The following is a 16,182-nucleotide window of genomic DNA, read 5'->3' on the forward strand; positions in this document are numbered from 1 at the left end:
GGACCATCCTCTCCCGACACGTCCCGCACAGCCGGACAGCCATTGCCGCAATCCGGGACACTCTTCGCATCCTGTGGTGTGCCCGGGGAAAGGACGCGATGCCATGTCGGAGGCTGCATCCAGTCACGTCGCCCTGGCGAAGAACACGAGGAACAGCGCAACGAACCGCGGGACGGTGGACGGGGAACTCCTCCCGTCCCTCGTCCCCCTGCTCCACTCCTGGCTGCCCCGGCAGCGGTGGTTCGCCGGAAAGGGACGGCCGGTCACCGGCTTCTCCCTGGTCTCGGCCACCGAGATGCTGCCGCTGGACGGCACGGCGGGCCCCGGCCTCCTGCACCTGCTGGTGCGGGCCGAGCAGCCCTCCGGGGACAGCGGCCCGGCCGAGGACTGCTACCAACTCCTCGTCGGCGTACGGGCGTCCATGCCGCCGACGCTCGCGAGCGCGCTGATCGGCCGGGTGGAGCGGGGCCCGCTCGCCGGCCGGACCGTCTACGACGCGCTGCACGATCCGCGGCTGGCCGATCTGCTGCTGGAACGTCTCCGCAGACCCGGCGCCCTCGGCTCGCTGCGGTTCGAGCGGACCGCCCCGGTTCCGGAGGGGCTCGCCCCCCGGGTGCTGGACGCCGAACAGTCCAACTCCTCGCTGGTCTACGGGGACGCGTACATCCTCAAGATCTTCCGACGCGTCTTCCCGGGCGCCAACCCGGACCTGGAACTGCCGCTCGCCCTGGCCCGCGAGGGGTGCGACCGGGTGCCGGCCCCCGTCGCCTGGTTCGAGGCGCCGGGCGCCGGACCGCTCACCCTGGGCGTGCTCCAGCCGTTCCTGCACGGGGCCCGCGACGGGTGGCGGCTCGCCCTGGCCGCGCTGGCGGCGGGGCGCGACTTCCTGCCCGAGGCGCTGGCGCTGGGCCGGGCCACCGCCGAGGTGCACACGGCGCTCGCCGCCGCGCTGCCCACCCCGGCGCTGCGCGGCACCCAGACCCGGCAGCTCGTCGCCGGGATGACCCGGCGGCTGGAGGAGGCGGCCCGCGCGGTCCCGGCCCTGGTGCCGTACGTCCCCGGACTGCGCGCCGCGTTCGACGCGGTGACCGATCTCGGCGTACGGGGCAGCGGCTGGGCCCAGCAGCGGGTGCACGGTGACCTCCACCTCGGACAGACGCTGCGCTCCCCCGACGGGTTCTGGTCGCTGATCGACTTCGAGGGCGAGCCGGCCCGCCCGCTGCCCGAGCGCCGCAGCCCCGCGCCCCCGGCGCGCGATGTGGCGGGCATGCTGCGGTCGTTCGACTACGCGGCCCGCTCGCACCGCCCCTGGAATCCGGAGTGGGCGGCCCGCTGCCGTGCCGCCTACTGCGAGGGCTACGCCCAGGCGTCGGGCTCCGATCCGCGCGGCGAACCGGAGCTGCTGCGCGCCCACGAGACGGACAAGGCCGTGTACGAGGTGCTGTACGAGGCCCGGCACCGGCCCGACTGGCTGCCGGTCCCGATGGCGGCCATCCAACGGCTGGCCCGGTCCGCCGCCGCCTGAGCGGCACCGCCCTCTTCCCCGATCCTCCCTCTCCACCCCCGCTCCCCCTCTCCACCCCCGCTTTCCCCTTCACCCTCCGAGGAGGCAGTCCCCGTGACCGCCCGCAAGCCGTCCCGCAAGGCATCCCGCAAGAGCGCCGAGATCCCGGTCGAGCTCCCCGTGGAGGCCCCGGCGGAGCCGTCCGCCGCGACGCCCGCCGCGCCCGCCGCCGCCCCGGCCGAGACCACGGCCGACGCGGCCGCCTCGGCGTCGGCGGCCCCGACGCCCTCGGCCACCACGACCGCCACCAAGCCCGCGCCCGCCAAGCGCGCCCGGACCACGCGGGCGGAGGCGGTGCCGCCGCGCCCCCGGCAGGCCGCCGAGGGGCAGGGGGCCCGCCCGGCGCCCGCCCTCGACACCGCCGACCGCGGCCGGCTGCTGGCCGGCGACCACCACGCCCCGCACGACGTGCTGGGCGCGCACCCGATCCCGGGCGGCGTGCTGGTGCGGGCGCTGCGCCCGTACGCCCGCTCCGTCACCGTGCTGGCGACCGGGTCGCGGACCGAGCTGCACGACGACGGCGACGGCTTCTTCTCCGGCGTGCTGCCCGTGCCGGAGGTCCCGGAGTACCGGCTGGAGGTGCGGTACGAGGACGACACCATCGAGATCGACGACCCGTACCGCTTCTGGCCCGCCATCGGCGAGCTGGACCTGCATCTGATCGGCGAGGGCCGACACGAGGAGCTGTGGCGGGCGCTCGGGGCGCAGCCGATGGTCCACCAGGGCGTGGCCGGGACCCGGTTCACCGTGTGGGCGCCGAACGCGCGCGGTGTGCGGGTCACCGGCGACTTCACGTACTGGGACGGCACGGGCACCCCGATGCGTTCGCTGGGCTCGACCGGGGTGTGGGAGCTGTTCCTGCCCGGGGTCGGCGAGGGCGCGCTGTACAAGTACGACATCTGCCGCCCGGACGGTTCGCACACGGTCCGCGCCGACCCGATGGCCCGCCGCACCGAGGTGCCGCCCTCGACCGCGTCGATCGTCACCGCCCCGCACCACGAGTGGCAGGACGCGGACTGGATGGCGCACCGGGGCGACCGCCCGGTCCACGAGGCCCCGTTCTCGGTGTACGAGATCCATCTCGCCTCGTGGCGCCCGGGGCTGACGTACCGTCAACTCGCTGAGCAGCTCCCGGCGTACGTCAAGGACCTGGGCTTCACGCACGTCGAGCTGATGCCGGTCGCCGAGCACCCCTTCGGTGGGTCGTGGGGCTACCAGGTCACCGGGTTCTACGCGCCGACCTCGCGGATGGGCACCCCGGACGACTTCCGCTTCCTGGTGGACGCGCTGCACCGGGCGGGGATCGGCGTCATCATGGACTGGGTTCCGGCCCATTTCCCGCGCGATGACTGGGCGTTGGCGGAGTTCGACGGACGCCCGCTGTACGAGCCGGCCGACCCCCGGCGGGCGGCGCACCCGGACTGGGGCACGCTGGAGTTCGACTACGGCCGCACCGAGGTCCGGAACTTCCTGGTCGCCAACGCCACCTACTGGTGCGAGGAGTTCCACATCGACGGGCTCCGGGTCGACGCGGTGGCCTCGATGCTCTACCTCGACTACTCGCGCGAGGACGGCCAATGGTCGCCCAACGAGTTCGGCGGGCGGGAGAACCTGGACGCGGTCGCCTTCCTCCAGGAGATGAACGCGACCGTCTACCGCCGCAATCCGGGCGTCGTCACCATCGCCGAGGAGTCCACCGCCTGGGACGGCGTCACCCGCCCCACCGACAGCGGGGGTCTCGGCTTCGGGCTGAAGTGGAACATGGGCTGGATGCACGACTCCCTCCAGTACATCGCGAAGGAGCCGGTCCACCGCAAGTACCACCACAACGAGATGACGTTCTCGATGGTGTACGCCTACAGCGAGAACTACGTGCTGCCGATCTCGCACGACGAGGTGGTGCACGGCAAGCAGGCGCTGGTGGCGAAGATGCCGGGCGACTGGTGGCAGCAGCGCGCCAACCACCGCGCCTACCTGGGCTTCATGTGGGCCCATCCCGGCAAGCAACTCCTCTTCATGGGACAGGAGTTCGCGCAGGGAGCGGAGTGGTCGGAGGGGCACGGCCCGGACTGGTGGCTGCTGGACCCGGCCTACGACGCCTCCGGCGACCACCGCGGGGTGCGGACCCTGGTGGGCGACCTGAACGCGGTGTACGGGGCGGTGCCCGCGCTGTGGCAGCGGGACACCTCGCCCGAGGGGTTCAGCTGGGTGGACGGCGGCGCGGCCGAGGACAACGTGTTCGCGTTCCTCCGCTACGACGCGGACGGCTCCCCGCTGCTCGCGGTCTCGCACTTCTCCCCGGCGGTCCGCACCGACTACCGCCTCGGCGTGCCGGAGACCGGCGCGGAGGGCTGGGTGGAGGTCCTGAACACCGACGCGGCCCGGTACGGCGGCGGTGACGTGCGCAACGAGGAGCCGGTGAAGGCGGAGGCGGCGCCCGCGCACGGCCGCCCGTCGAGCATCTCGCTGACCCTGCCGCCGCTGGCGACCGTGTGGCTGCGCCCGGCGTAGCACCCGTACGGAAGGGCCCGGGGCCCGTACCGCGTCGACGGCGACGTGGTGCGGGCCCCGGGCCGTCGTGGCGCGTCAGCGACCGGCGGCGATCACCTCGACGATGCTGGACCAGGACTCGGGGCCGTGGCCCCGGGCGATGGCCCGGTCGGTGACGGACTTGAGTCCCGCCAGCTGCGAGACGTCCAGGCCCCGGTCCTTCGCGGTGTGCAGGATGTGGTCGACGCTGGCCGCCATCATCGTGAGGTTCGCGCCCTCCCCCGTGTACGTACGGGAATCGATGTCGGTGGCGGTGTAGGCCGCGATCGGCGGCAGGATGTTCGCGATCGTGGTCAGGTACGGGGCGAGGGACGCGCCGTCGATGCCTTCGGCGCGGGCCAGGGCGAAGGCGTGGACCAGGCCGCCCATGGCCCCGTAGAAGAAGTCCAGCACCGCCATGTCGTAGGCGGCGGCGAGGCCGTGGTCCTCGCCGAGGTAGGTGGCCGGGGCGCCGAGCGCCTTGAGGACCGGCTCGTACGCCGCGAACGCGGCCCGGTCGCCGGCGTGGAAGACCAGGGCGTCCGCCGAGCCGACCACGTCGACCGGCACCATGATCGCACCGTCCAGGTAGGCGAGCGAGTGCTTCTCCGCCCAGGCGGCGGCCCGGCGCGCCCGCGCCGGGGTGTCGGAGGTGAGGTTGACCAGGACCCGCCCCTCCAGCGCTCCGGCCAGCGGTTCCAGGACCGCGTCGGACGCGTCGTAGTCGACGAGGCAGACCACCACGAGGCCGCTCGCCAGGACGGCCTCCTCGGCGGAGGCGGCCCGCACCCCGCCCAGCGCGACGACGTCCTCCCCCTTCTCGGGCGAGCGGTTCCAGACGGTGGTGGGGTGGCCGGCGGCCAGGAAGGCGCGGGCCAGGGAGCGGCCCATGTCACCGAGGCCGAGGACGGTGACGGGGGTGGGGGTGGCAGTGGCGGTGGATTCAGCGGTCGTGTTCACGTGCGTCATGGGCACCATGCTGTGCGGGCGAACCGGGCCTGACCAGAACCCACTTGACTGTCAGATACGCACTTTCGGGAAAGGATGCAGGTCGGCGGGGTGCACCGGCCGGAACGCGTCTGCGTGCCCCCGCCACCCCGGCCGGGACCGGGGCCGCCGCGGCCCGTCAGGTGCGGTCGAGGACGTCCGCGAGTTCCTGGAGCAGTTTGCGCTTCGGCCGTGCCCCGACGATCGACGCCACCGGCTCGCCCGCCCGGAAGACCATCAGGGTGGGCGTGGCCAGCACCCCGTACCGGACGGAGATCGGCGACTGGCGGTCCACGTCGACCTGGACGACCCTGAGCCGGCCGGCCTCCTCCTCGGCGATCTCCCGCAGGACAGGGGTGAGTTGGCGGCAGGGGGCGCACCAGTCGGCGGTGAACTTCACCAGGACGGGCAGCGCGGCTCCCAGGACCTCGGCGTCGAAGGTCTCCTCGGTGACATCGGTGACGGTCTCGGTCCGGATCATGTCGGTCCTCCCAGTTCGCAGCGGGGCGGCGGGCCACCGGGCAGGTCGGCCGACGCCTCCAGTTCGGCTCGGGCGAGCTGGGCGCCGACCTCGGCGCGTACGGACGCGAGCTGAGCGATCAGCGCGTCCAGCTCGTCGAGTTTGCGCCGGTAGACGGCGAGCGAGGCGGGGCAGGCGTCACCGGCCGGATGGCCCGCGCGCAGGCAGTCGACGAAGGGCCTGGTCTCCTCCAGGTCGAAGCCGAAGTCCTGCAGGGTCCGGATCTGCTGGAGGAGGCGCAGGTCGCCCTCGTCGTAGCTGCGGTAGCCGTTCTCCGCGCGCCGCGCGGGCAGCAGCCCGCGCGACTCGTAGTAGCGGAGCGTCCGCGTCGTCGTTCCGGCCCGGCGGGCCAGCTCCCCGATTCGCATGGGAGGAACGTATTCCTTGACGCCGACGTCAACGCAAGGGCGGCGACGCACGTGCGTTGACGCACGGGAGCTGACGTCGGCGTCAGGAGCGTGGTGTCAGCCCTGCCGGGTGGCGGAGCGGCGGCGGACCGCCCAGACGATGCCGCCGCCCGCGGCCACGGCGGCGGCCGCCATGCCCGCCAGGGGAAGGCCGGTGTCGGCGCCGGTCGCGGCGAGGCTCCCGCCGGTCCCCGTCTGCGGGGCCGCGCCGCCGGTGGACGAGGAGCCCGTGGTGCCGGAGGTGCCGGTGGTGCCGGAGCCGCCGGTGGTCGTGGAGCCGGTGGAGCCCGAGCCGCCGGTGGACGAGGAGCCGCCCGTACCGCCGGTCGAGCCGGTCGAGCCGGTCGAGCCGGAGGCGCTCTCGGCCTTGCCCGTCTCGATGACGATCTGCGCGGTGTCGTTGGCCGCGTTCCGGTCGAAGGGGCGTTCCTGGCCGGTGAAGGTGACCTCGCCGGTGGTGCGGCCGACCGCCTTGTCGACGCGCAGGACGAAGGGGTACGTCTCGCCGCCGTTCACGTCGACCCAGGACTGGGAGGTGCCGCAGCGGTAGTGGGTCTTGGTGACCTTGTCGCAGTAGCCGTGCGCCTTGACGACGGACGTGCCCTCGGGGATGCGGACGTCGACGGTGGTGACGCTCTCGTCGCGGTCGCCCTGTACCCGGGCGGGGCCCTTGTTGGCGAACGTGACCTCGGCGGTGACCTTGTCGCCCACCTTGCCCGTGGCCTCGGCGCCGGTCAGGGCGAAGTCGGCGGTGTTGGCGGCGTGCACCTCGGCCTCGGCGACCGGCTCCGGGTGGTTCTGGCGGTCCGCGTCGGTGGCCGGAGCCTTCTCGTCGAGGGTGAGCGGGTCGCCGGTCCCCGGCACGGGCTCGCCGGCGCCGCCGTCACCCGGGTCGGGCTCCTCGGTGCCGATCGTCACCCGCAGGTCGTCGCGGAACGCGGAGTCGAGCGCTTTGACGGAGACGGGCTTCGACGTGCCGTAGACGACGCCCGGCTTGAGGGGCTGTTCGATCTTGCAGGAGGCGACGTGCGACTCGGGCATCTCGTCGTGCGAGGGGACGGTGTAGTAGGCGCAGTTCTTGTGCGTCTCGTCCGCCTTGAGGCCGGGCGACACGGCGTACGTCACCCAGACCGCGGGCACCTCGGCCGTCCCCTTGTTGAGGAAGGTGAGCGGGGTCGAGAACGAACTGCCGGGCTGCACCCCCTCGACCGGGGCGATCTTTCCGACGCCGAGGTCCGGCTCCGTCTCGTCGGCGAGCGCCGGCACGGCGCCCAGCGCCACCAGCGCTGCGGCGGCCACGGCGGCGGTCCCACCGCGCACGGTACGGCTGCGGGAAGGGGGGATGCGCATGGAAGTCCTTCGGTCGTGGGGCTCGTGATCGGACTGCGGTCCTTCACCCCTCAAGACAGGAGCGGGTGAAGGAGGGTTGTGCGTTTCGATCCCGTCGTGACAGAACACGGACATGAACGACCGGAATCGGACACGACCGCCCGATGCCGGACACCACCGAACGCGGCGGCGTCTCCTCCGTACGCAAGGACACCCGTACCAGGAGGTACGGGTGTCCTTGGTGGGGGGTGCCGCGGCGGCCGGGGAGCCGCCGCGGCCGGGTCGGCGCCGTGGTCCGGGGAGACCGCGGCGGCCGGAGTTCGTCGCCCGGGAGCGGCCCGTGGCGCGATGGCGGTGCCGGTCAGACCTTGGCGGGCTGCCCGGCCGCGGCCTCCCGCTGCTCGGGGACCTCGTCGGCTTCGGCAGGGGACGGGCCGTGGCCGTCGTCCAGCAAAGTCTTCTCGTCGAACGGGATCCGGCCGGCCAGCACCTCGCCCACCCGCTCCTTGTCGATCTCCTTGGTCCAGTGGCCGACCAGGACCGTGGCGACCGCGTTGCCCGCGAAGTTGGTCAGGGCGCGGGCCTCGCTCATGAAGCGGTCGATGCCGACGATCAGGCCGACGCCGTCGACGAGTTCGGGGCGGTGCGACTGGAGGCCGCCGGCCAGCGTCGCCAGGCCCGCGCCGGTCACACCGGCCGCGCCCTTCGAGGCGATGACCATGAAGACCAGCAGCGAGATCTGCTCGCCCGCGCTCAGCGGGTCGCCCATCGCGTTGGCGATGAAGAGCGAGGACATCGTGAGGTAGATCGCGGTGCCGTCGAGGTTGAACGAGTAGCCGGTCGGCACGGTGATGCCGACGACGGGCTTGCTCACGCCCATGTGCTCCATCTTCGCGATGAGCCGGGGCAGCGCCGACTCGGACGAGGAGGTGGAGAGGATCAGCAGGAACTCGCGGCCCAGGTACTTCAGCAGCGCGAACAGGTTCACCCCGGCGACCAGGCGCAGGATCGCGCCGAGCACCACGAAGACGAACAGCGCGCAGGTGACGTAGAAGCCGATCATGATGATCGCCAGGGACTTCAGGGCGTCGAGGCCGGTCTCGCCCACCACCGCGGCGATCGCGCCGAACGCGCCGACCGGGGCGGCCCACATGATCATGGCGAGGATGCGGAACACCAGGCGCTGGATGTGGGTGATGCCCCGGAGGATCGGCTCGCCCGTCTTCCCCATCGCCTGGAGCGCGAAGCCCGCGAGGAGCGCCACGAGGAGGGTCTGGAGGACCTCGCCCTCGGTGAAGGCGGAGACGATCGTGGTCGGGATGATGCCCAGCAGGAAGTCCGCGGTGGACTCGCCGGCGTCTCCGGCCTGCTTCGCGCCCGCCTCGCGGGCGGCCTCGGTGATGTGGAGGGTGGAGCCGGGCTCCAGGAAGTTGCCGACGAGCAGGCCGATGGCGAGGGCAACGGTCGACATGACCAGGAAGTAGCCCAGCGCCAGACCGCCGACCGCGCCGACCTTGGCGGCCTTGCGGACCGAGCCGACGCCCAGCACGATCGTGCAGAAGATGATCGGCGAGATCATCATCTTGATCAGGTTCACGAAACCGGTGCCGATGGGCTTCAGCTCGACGGCCACCCCGGGGGCCACGAAGCCCACCAGGATGCCGAGCGCCACGGCGGCGATCACGGCGATGTACAGGTAGTGGGTGCGGTCCCGTCGTTTGGCTGTCACAGCCATGGTGGGGCTCCTCGGCTCGGTCACGGTCGCCCCCGTCCCTGGGGGCTTCGGTGACTATCCACCGCCCTGTGACCCCGGTCACCCTTGCGTTCATATCGTTCACGGTCGTTTTCCGGCCATTCGGAGAGGGTCCGGCCGGGCCAGGCAGACTGTGGGGTATGCGCCTCCCCCGTACCCGCCCCCGGAGCCTGGCGGGCCAGCTCTTCGCCATGCAGGTCGTGCTGATCGCCGCCGTGGTGGCCGGATGCGCCGTGTTCGCGTACGTCTCCGGCAGCGCGCAGGCCGAGGAGACGGCCGAGCGGCAGGTGCGGGTGGCCGCCCTGGCGGTGGCCGATTCCCCCTCCGTACGCGAGGCGATCCGTACCCCGGACCCGTCGGCCGTACTCCAGCCGTACGCGGAGCGGGTGCGCGAGGACACCGGGATCGCCTTCGTCACGATCATGGACCCGCGGCGGGTGCGCTGGACGCATCCGGACACCCGCCAGATCGGGGACACCTTCCTCGGCAACACCGCGAGGGCCCTGCGCGGGGAGACCTTCACCGAGACGTACACCGGCACGCTCGGCCCCTCGATACGGGTGGTGACCCCGATCCTCGACGAGGGGAGGATCGTCGGCCTGGTCAGCGCGGGCATCACGGTGGACCGGGTCTCCTCGCAGGTACGGGAGCAGCTCGGCGCCCTCGCCATGGCGGCGGGCGGGGCGCTGGCCCTCGGCGGGATCGGTACGTACGTGGTCAACGCCCGGCTGCGGCGGCACACCCACGGGATGAACGCGGCCGAGCTGAGCCGGCTGCACGACTACCACCAGGCGACGCTGCACGCGGTGCGCGAGGGGCTGCTGATGCTGGACGGGCGGCGGCGGATCGCGCTGATCAACGACGCCGGGCGGGAGCTGCTGGGGCTCGGGCCCGAGGCGGAGGCGGTCGGCCGCACGGTCGACGAGCTGGCGCTGCCCGCGCCGCTGACCGGGGCGCTGCTGGCGTCGGAGGCGCGGGTGGACGAGCTGCACCTGACGGCGGAGCGGGTGGTCGTGGTCAACACCCGTCCGGTGGTGGGCGGTGAGCGGCGGGGCACGGTGGTGACCCTGCGGGACCACACCGAGCTGCAGGCGCTCTCCGGCGAGCTGGACTCCGAGCGCGGGTTCACGCAGGCGCTGCGCTCGCAGGCGCACGAGGCGGCGAACCGGCTGCACACGGTGGTCTCGCTGATCGAGCTGGGCCGGGTGGAGGAGGCCGTGGAGTTCGCGACGGCGGAGCTTGAGCTGGCGCAGGTGCTGACCGACCGGGTGGTGGGGGCGGTGGAGGAGCCGGTGCTGGCGGCCCTGCTGCTCGGCAAGGCGGCCCAGGCCAACGAGCGGGGCGTGGAGCTGGTCCTGGCGGAGGACAGCCTGATCGACGACGGCGCGCTGCCGCCGTCGCTCGCCCACCGGGACCTGGTGACGATCCTGGGGAACCTGATCGACAACGCGGTGGACGCCGTGTCGGAGGGCTTCGAAGGGGACGAGGGGGCGGCGGTGCCCGCGCCCCGGGCGGCCGGGGGCGCGGCGGGCCGGGCGCGGGTGACGGTGACGGCGCTGGCGGACGAGCGGGAGCTGCTGCTGCGGGTGGCGGACAACGGCGCGGGCATCGGCCCGGAGGCGGCGGACGAGGTGTTCCGGCGCGGCTGGTCGACGCACGGGGCGGGGCGCGGCCTCGGCCTGGCGCTGGTGCGGCAGGCGGCGCACCGCAACGGGGGCACCGTGGAGCTGGACGCGGGTCCGGACGGCGGCGCGCGGTTCACCGTACGGCTGCCGCTCGGGGAGCGTACGGCGGGGATCCGGCCGGAGAGCGGGGCGGGGCCGGGAAGAGGGCCCGGGTCCGGGAGCGGGAAGACGTCCGAGGGGGTGACGGCATGATCCGGGTGCTGGTGGTGGAGGACGATCCGGTGGCGGCCGACGCCCACCAGATGTACGTGGAGCGGGTGGAGGGCTTCACGGTGACGGCGGTGGCGCACACCCGGGCGGCGGCGGTGCGGGCGCTGGAGCGGACCCCGGTCGACCTGCTGCTGCTCGACCTCTATCTGCCCGACGGGCACGGGCTCGGGCTGCTGCGCTCCCTGCGCGCCTCCGGCCACGGGGCCGACGTGATCGCGGTGACCTCGGCGCGGGATCTGACGGTGGTGCGCGAGGGGGTGTCGCTCGGCGTCGTGCAGTACGTGCTGAAGCCGTTCACGTACCCCACGCTGCGGGACCGGCTGGTGCGGTACGCGGAGTTCCGGGGGGTCGCCGGGGAGGCGAGCGGCCAGGAGGAGGTGGACCGGGCGCTGGGCGCGCTGCGGGTCGCGGAGCCGGCCGCGCTGCCCAAGGGGCTGAGCGCGCCGACGCTGGAGGCGGTGACCCGGGTGCTGAAGGAGGCCCCGGAAGGGGTGACGGCGGCGGCCGCCGGGGAGCTGCTGGGCATGTCGCGGATCACCGCCCGGCGGTATCTGGAGCATCTGGTGGCCGTCGGCAGCGCCGCGAGGCGTCCGCATTACGGACAGGTCGGCAGACCGGAACTGCATTACCGCTGGCTGGCCTCCGGGCGCTGACCGGAGGACGGCCGACGGGCCGACAAGCGCTTGCCGGTCGGTTTTCGCTGATCGGACACGCTCGTGAAGGTTCTGCGAAGGCGCGAAAGAAAGCGCTGGTGGGGCGGGGTTACCGTACCGGCCGCGCGGTTCGCGCTCAGAGGTTCCTACGAAGCGTGAACTGTGCGGAACGTACCGTAGCCAGGACGGAAATGGACTTCTACGGTGGGCGCGTGCACCCCACCCCGCCCTTCAACGCCCCCGCCGCGCGCCGTCTCCGCGAGGCACTGGGGATGGCTCCCGGCCATGTCGCCTACGGGCTCGCCGCCCAGTACGGACTCCGGATCAGCGCCGAGACGGTCATCGCCTGGGAGCGCGGCGCCGCGATCCCGGCCGAGCGCGAGCTGACGGCCCTGGCCGGTGTCCTGTGGTGCGCCCCGGGCGAACTGCTGGCCGCCGCCACCACGCTGCGCGAGCACCGGCTGGCCCGGGAGCTGACGGTGGACGACCTGGCCCGGCAGCTCGGGATGACCGGCGCCTCGTATCTGCGGATGGAGGAGTCGGGGCGCTGGCGGGGCAACGAGAAGCAGTCGGCGGCGCTGTGCCGGGCGCTGGGGCTGACGGCGGCGCAGTTCCTGACCGCGACCGGCCGGGACGCGGAGCTGGCGGACCTGCTGAACAGCGCGGTCACCACGCGCTGGCAGGCGTACGTCCGCCCGGTCGCCAAGGTCGTCCCGATGGACCGGGCCCGGGTCCAGGACGTGCTGGAGCAGTTGCACACCGACTACCAGGCCCTGATGGTCTCCACGCTGAGCTGGAGCAGCACGGGGCAGGAGCGCTCCGGATCGACGGGCGACGCGGGCCGGGCGTTCCTGTCCCGGGTGGTCGAGCAGTTCTGGCGGACCGCCGGGGTGTGACTCCGCACGGGCCGCCCGTGCGGCCCGTGCGGTCCCGGACCGGCCGCGCGTGCGAGTCCCGTCGTGCCCGGTCCTGTCCGCGCGGCCCCTAGCCGAGCCTGGCCGGTCGGCCGCCGGTCAGCCGACCGGTCAGCCGGTCAGCCGGTCGGTCAGCCGGCCGGTCAGTCGGCCCGGGGAACAGTCACTAGAAGACCGACTCGGCCTCGTACATCCGCTCGGCGGGCACCCGCTTCAGCTGGGTGACGGCCTCGGCGAGCGGGACCATGGCGATGTCGGTGCCGCGCAGGGCGGTCATCCGGCCGAAGTCGCCGCGGTGGACGGCCTCCACGGCGTGCCAGCCGAAGCGGGTGGCGAGCACCCGGTCGTACGCGGTCGGGGTGCCGCCGCGCTGAACGTGGCCGAGAATGACCGGTCGGGCCTCCTTGCCGAGCCGGGTCTCCAGCTCGATGGCGAGCCGGTTGCCGATGCCCTGGAAGCGCTCGTGGCCGTACTGGTCGATCTCGCCCTTGGCGTACGGCATGGAGCCCTCGGCCGGGTGCGCGCCCTCGGCGACGCAGATGACGGCGAACTTCTTGCCGCGCGAGAACCGCTCCTCGACCATCTTGACCAGGTCGTCGACCTGGAAGGGCCGCTCGGGAAGGCAGATTCCGTGGGCGCCGCCGGCCATCCCGGACTCCAGCGCGATCCATCCGGCGTGCCGGCCCATGACCTCGACGACCATCACGCGCTGGTGCGACTCGGCGGTGGTCTTCAGACGGTCTATGGCCTCGGTCGCGACGCCCACCGCCGTGTCGAATCCGAACGTGCGGTCGGTGGAGGAGATGTCGTTGTCGATGGTCTTCGGGACGCCGACGACCGGCATGCCCGCGTCGGAGAGCATTCGGGCCGCGGTCAGCGTGCCCTCGCCGCCGATCGGGATGAGCGCGTCGATGCCGTAGCGGCGGGACAGCTCCGCGCAGTTCTCCGCGGCCTCGCGCAGCCGGTCGCGCTCCAGCCGGGCCGAGCCGAGGATGGTGCCGCCGCGGGCGAGGATGCCGCTCACCGCGTTGAGGTCGAGGGGGCGGTAGTGGCCGTCGAGCAGCCCCTTGAAGCCGTCCTCGAAGCCGATGACCTCGTCGCCGTGACCCACGACGGCCCGGTGGACGACCGACCGGATCACTGCGTTCAGGCCGGGGCAGTCGCCGCCCGCGGTGAGAATTCCGATGCGCATCGAGGTGTGTCTCCTGCTCGCTAGTCGCGCTTTTCCGGGAGGCCGACCGTGGCGGCCCCCGTGCCCTGAACCAGGACGAGTGTCCCATGCCCGGCACGGGAGCCGCGCTTTCGGGCGGTCCGGGCCGTGACGGTGCAGGAGGGGTACGGGGCCGCTCAGCGGGTTTCCCGGGCGGGTGGGGGGCACCCTCTCCGGCGGGCGGTCTAGCGGCCCCCGCAGGTATCGTCAAGAGTCGATGCAGGCCAATGCCGTACCCGGCGGAGCACGGGCGGGCACGGGGGCTCCACCCCGTCCGGACGCCCGGCGTGCTGCGGGGTGCGGCGCCGAAACACGGACGGGAGAGCACGCGTGGCGCGGAGCGTGTACGTGACCGGGATCGAGCGGGGGGACGGCCGCCAGGTCGTCGAGCTGGGAGTCATGGAGCTTCTGACGCGTCAGGTGGACCGGGTCGGGGTCTTCCGCCCGCTGGTCCACGACGGGCCCGACCGGCTCTACGAACTGCTGCGGGCCCGCTACCGGCTCTCCCAGAGCCCCGCCTCCGTCTACGGCCTGGACTACCACGAGGCGTCCGCCGTACAGGCCGAGAAGGGCACCGACGAGCTGGTCTCGCAGCTCGTCGAACGCTTCCACCGGGTGGCCCGGGAGTACGAGGCGGTCCTCGTCCTCGGCAGCGACTTCGCCGCCACCCAGCTCCCCGACGAGCTTGCCCTGAACGCCCGGCTGGCCAACGAGCTCGGCGCCTCCGTGATCGGGGTGGTCGGCGGCAAGGGCCAGAACGCGGAGTCCGTCCGCGCCGAGACCCGCAACGCCTACCGCGCCTACGCCGGGCTCGGCTGCGACGTGCTCGCCATGGTGGTGAACCGGGTCGCCGCCGAGGACCGGGCGGCGATAGCGGAGCGGCTCGCGGCCCGGCTGCCGGTGCCCGTCTCCGTCCTGCCGGACGATCCGGCGCTCTCGGCCCCCACGGTCGCCCAGATCACCGCCGCGCTGGACGGCACGGTGCTGCTCGGCGACGACTCGGGGCTCGCGCGGGACGCGCTGGACTTCGTGTTCGGCGGGGCGATGCTGCCCAACCTGCTGAACGCGCTGACGCCCGGCTGTCTGGTGGTCACCCCCGGCGACCGGGCCGACCTGGTGGTGGGGTCGCTGGCCGCGCACAGCGCGGGCACCCCGCCCATCGCGGGCGTGCTGCTGACCCTGGACGAGCGGCCCGGCGAGGAGATACTCACCCTGGCCGCGCGGCTCGCACCGGGGACCCCGGTGGTGTCGGTGGCCGGCGGCTCCTTCCCCACGGCGGCCGAACTCTTCACCCTCGAAGGCAAGTTGAACGCGGCGACGCCCCGCAAGGCGGAGACCGCGCTCGGCCTGTTCGAACGCCATGTGGACACCGGGGCGCTGCTGGAGCGGATCTCGGTGGCCCGCAGCGCACGCGTGACGCCGATGATGTTCGAGCACGAGCTGCTGGAGCAGGCCCGGTCCGACCGCAAGCGCGTGGTGCTGCCGGAGGGCACGGAGGAGCGGGTGCTGCGCGCCGCCGACGTGCTGATGCGCCGGGACGTCTGCGACCTCACGCTCCTCGGCGACGTGGACGTGATCCGCAAGAAGGCCGCCGACCTCGGCGTGGACCTGACGCAGACCCAGCTGATCGACCCGCACACCTCGGAGCTGCGGCAGACGTTCGCTGAGCGGTACGCCGAGCTGCGCGCGCACCGCGGGGTGACGGTGGAGCTGGCGTACGACGTGGTGGCGGACGTGAACTACTTCGGCACGCTGATGGTGCAGGAGGGTCTCGCCGACGGGATGGTGTCCGGATCGGTGCACTCCACGGCCGCCACGATCCGCCCGGCCTTCGAGATCATCAAGACCAAGCCGGACGCGTCGATCGTCTCGTCGGTCTTCTTCATGTGCCTGGCCGACAAGGTCCTCGTGTACGGCGACTGCGCGGTCAACCCGGATCCGGACGCCGAGCAGCTCGCGGACATCGCGGTGCAGTCGGCGGCGACCGCGGCCCGCTTCGGCGTGGAGCCGCGGGTGGCGATGCTGTCGTACTCGACCGGCACCTCGGGCTCCGGCGCGGACGTCGACAAGGTGCGCGAGGCGACCGAGCGGGTGCGGGCCGAGCGGCCGGACCTGCGGGTGGAGGGGCCGATCCAGTACGACGCGGCGGTCGAGCCGACCGTCGCGGCGACGAAGCTGCCGGACTCGGAGGTCGCGGGCCGGGCGTCCGTGCTGATCTTCCCGGACCTGAACACCGGCAACAACACCTACAAGGCCGTGCAGCGCTCGGCCGGCGCGGTGGCGGTCGGCCCGGTCCTCCAGGGCCTGCGCAAGCCGGTCAACGACCTCTCGCGCGGCGCGCTCGTCCAGGACATCGTCAACACGGTGGCCATCACGGCGATCCAGGCCCAGGGCGAGGAGCGCCCCGCATGACGACGACCC

The 16,182-nt window shown here is 73.3% G+C and carries 12 protein-coding genes; 6 read left to right on the forward strand and 6 right to left on the reverse strand.

What is annotated here, in order from left to right; genetic code table 11:
* Positions 1-103: 103 nt before the first annotated feature.
* Both IF19_RS0105150 and glgB read left to right on the forward strand, forming a co-directional pair.
* Positions 104-1,525, forward strand: a complete 1,422-nt coding sequence (locus IF19_RS0105150) for a maltokinase N-terminal cap-like domain-containing protein (protein ID WP_030122062.1) — start codon at positions 104-106, stop codon at positions 1,523-1,525.
* A gap of 93 nt (positions 1,526-1,618) precedes the next feature.
* On the forward strand, positions 1,619-4,075 hold the full coding sequence (gene glgB / locus IF19_RS0105155) for a 1,4-alpha-glucan branching enzyme (protein ID WP_078580414.1): 2,457 nt from the start codon (positions 1,619-1,621) through the stop codon (positions 4,073-4,075).
* A gap of 75 nt (positions 4,076-4,150) precedes the next feature.
* Here glgB and IF19_RS0105160 read toward each other — a convergent pair whose 3' ends face one another.
* From IF19_RS0105160 to IF19_RS0105180, 5 genes are all read right to left on the reverse strand, one after another.
* Positions 4,151-5,062, reverse strand: coding sequence for an NAD(P)-dependent oxidoreductase (locus IF19_RS0105160; protein ID WP_030118693.1), 912 nt, complete (start codon positions 5,060-5,062; stop codon positions 4,151-4,153).
* A 157-nt stretch (positions 5,063-5,219) separates the two neighbouring features.
* Positions 5,220-5,561 carry a thioredoxin family protein gene (locus tag IF19_RS0105165; RefSeq protein ID WP_030118692.1) on the reverse strand — a complete coding sequence of 114 codons (342 nt, stop codon included), beginning with the start codon at positions 5,559-5,561 and terminating at the stop codon, positions 5,220-5,222.
* Positions 5,558-5,968, reverse strand: a complete 411-nt coding sequence (locus IF19_RS0105170) for a MerR family transcriptional regulator (protein ID WP_030118691.1) — start codon at positions 5,966-5,968, stop codon at positions 5,558-5,560. The genes IF19_RS0105165 and IF19_RS0105170 overlap by 4 nt, the downstream gene beginning before the upstream one ends.
* 96 nt (positions 5,969-6,064) lie before the next feature.
* A complete protein-coding gene (locus tag IF19_RS0105175; RefSeq protein WP_030276053.1) occupies positions 6,065-7,357 on the reverse strand; it encodes a DUF11 domain-containing protein in 1,293 nt (430 codons plus the stop codon).
* A 340-nt stretch (positions 7,358-7,697) separates the two neighbouring features.
* Complete coding sequence (locus tag IF19_RS0105180) at positions 7,698-9,071, reverse strand: cation:dicarboxylate symporter family transporter (protein WP_030118689.1); 1,374 nt, start codon at positions 9,069-9,071, stop codon at positions 7,698-7,700.
* Between the two features lie 158 nt (positions 9,072-9,229).
* On the opposite strand from IF19_RS0105180, the gene IF19_RS0105185 reads away from it, so the two are divergent.
* From IF19_RS0105185 to IF19_RS0105195, 3 genes are all read left to right on the forward strand, one after another.
* Positions 9,230-10,966 carry a sensor histidine kinase gene (locus tag IF19_RS0105185; protein ID WP_030122066.1) on the forward strand — a complete coding sequence of 579 codons (1,737 nt, stop codon included), beginning with the start codon at positions 9,230-9,232 and terminating at the stop codon, positions 10,964-10,966.
* Complete coding sequence (locus IF19_RS0105190; RefSeq protein WP_030118687.1) at positions 10,963-11,637, forward strand: response regulator; 675 nt, start codon at positions 10,963-10,965, stop codon at positions 11,635-11,637. Before IF19_RS0105185 ends, IF19_RS0105190 begins: the two co-directional genes overlap by 4 nt.
* A 191-nt stretch (positions 11,638-11,828) precedes the next feature.
* Positions 11,829-12,533, forward strand: coding sequence for a helix-turn-helix domain-containing protein (locus IF19_RS0105195; RefSeq protein WP_030118686.1), 705 nt, complete (start codon positions 11,829-11,831; stop codon positions 12,531-12,533).
* A gap of 184 nt (positions 12,534-12,717) precedes the next feature.
* Here the strand turns inward: IF19_RS0105195 and IF19_RS0105200 are convergent, their stop codons facing one another.
* Positions 12,718-13,743, reverse strand: coding sequence for an ATP-dependent 6-phosphofructokinase (locus tag IF19_RS0105200; protein WP_030118685.1), 1,026 nt, complete (start codon positions 13,741-13,743; stop codon positions 12,718-12,720).
* A 348-nt stretch (positions 13,744-14,091) separates the two neighbouring features.
* On the opposite strand from IF19_RS0105200, the gene pta reads away from it, so the two are divergent.
* Positions 14,092-16,173 (forward strand): phosphate acetyltransferase, encoded by a 2,082-nt coding sequence (gene pta, locus IF19_RS0105205; RefSeq protein WP_030276050.1) that lies wholly within the window; start codon positions 14,092-14,094, stop codon positions 16,171-16,173.
* Positions 16,174-16,182: the final 9 nt, after the last annotated feature.

The organism is Streptomyces californicus (genome assembly GCF_000717645.1).
GTDB lineage: Bacteria > Actinomycetota > Actinomycetes > Streptomycetales > Streptomycetaceae > Streptomyces > Streptomyces californicus.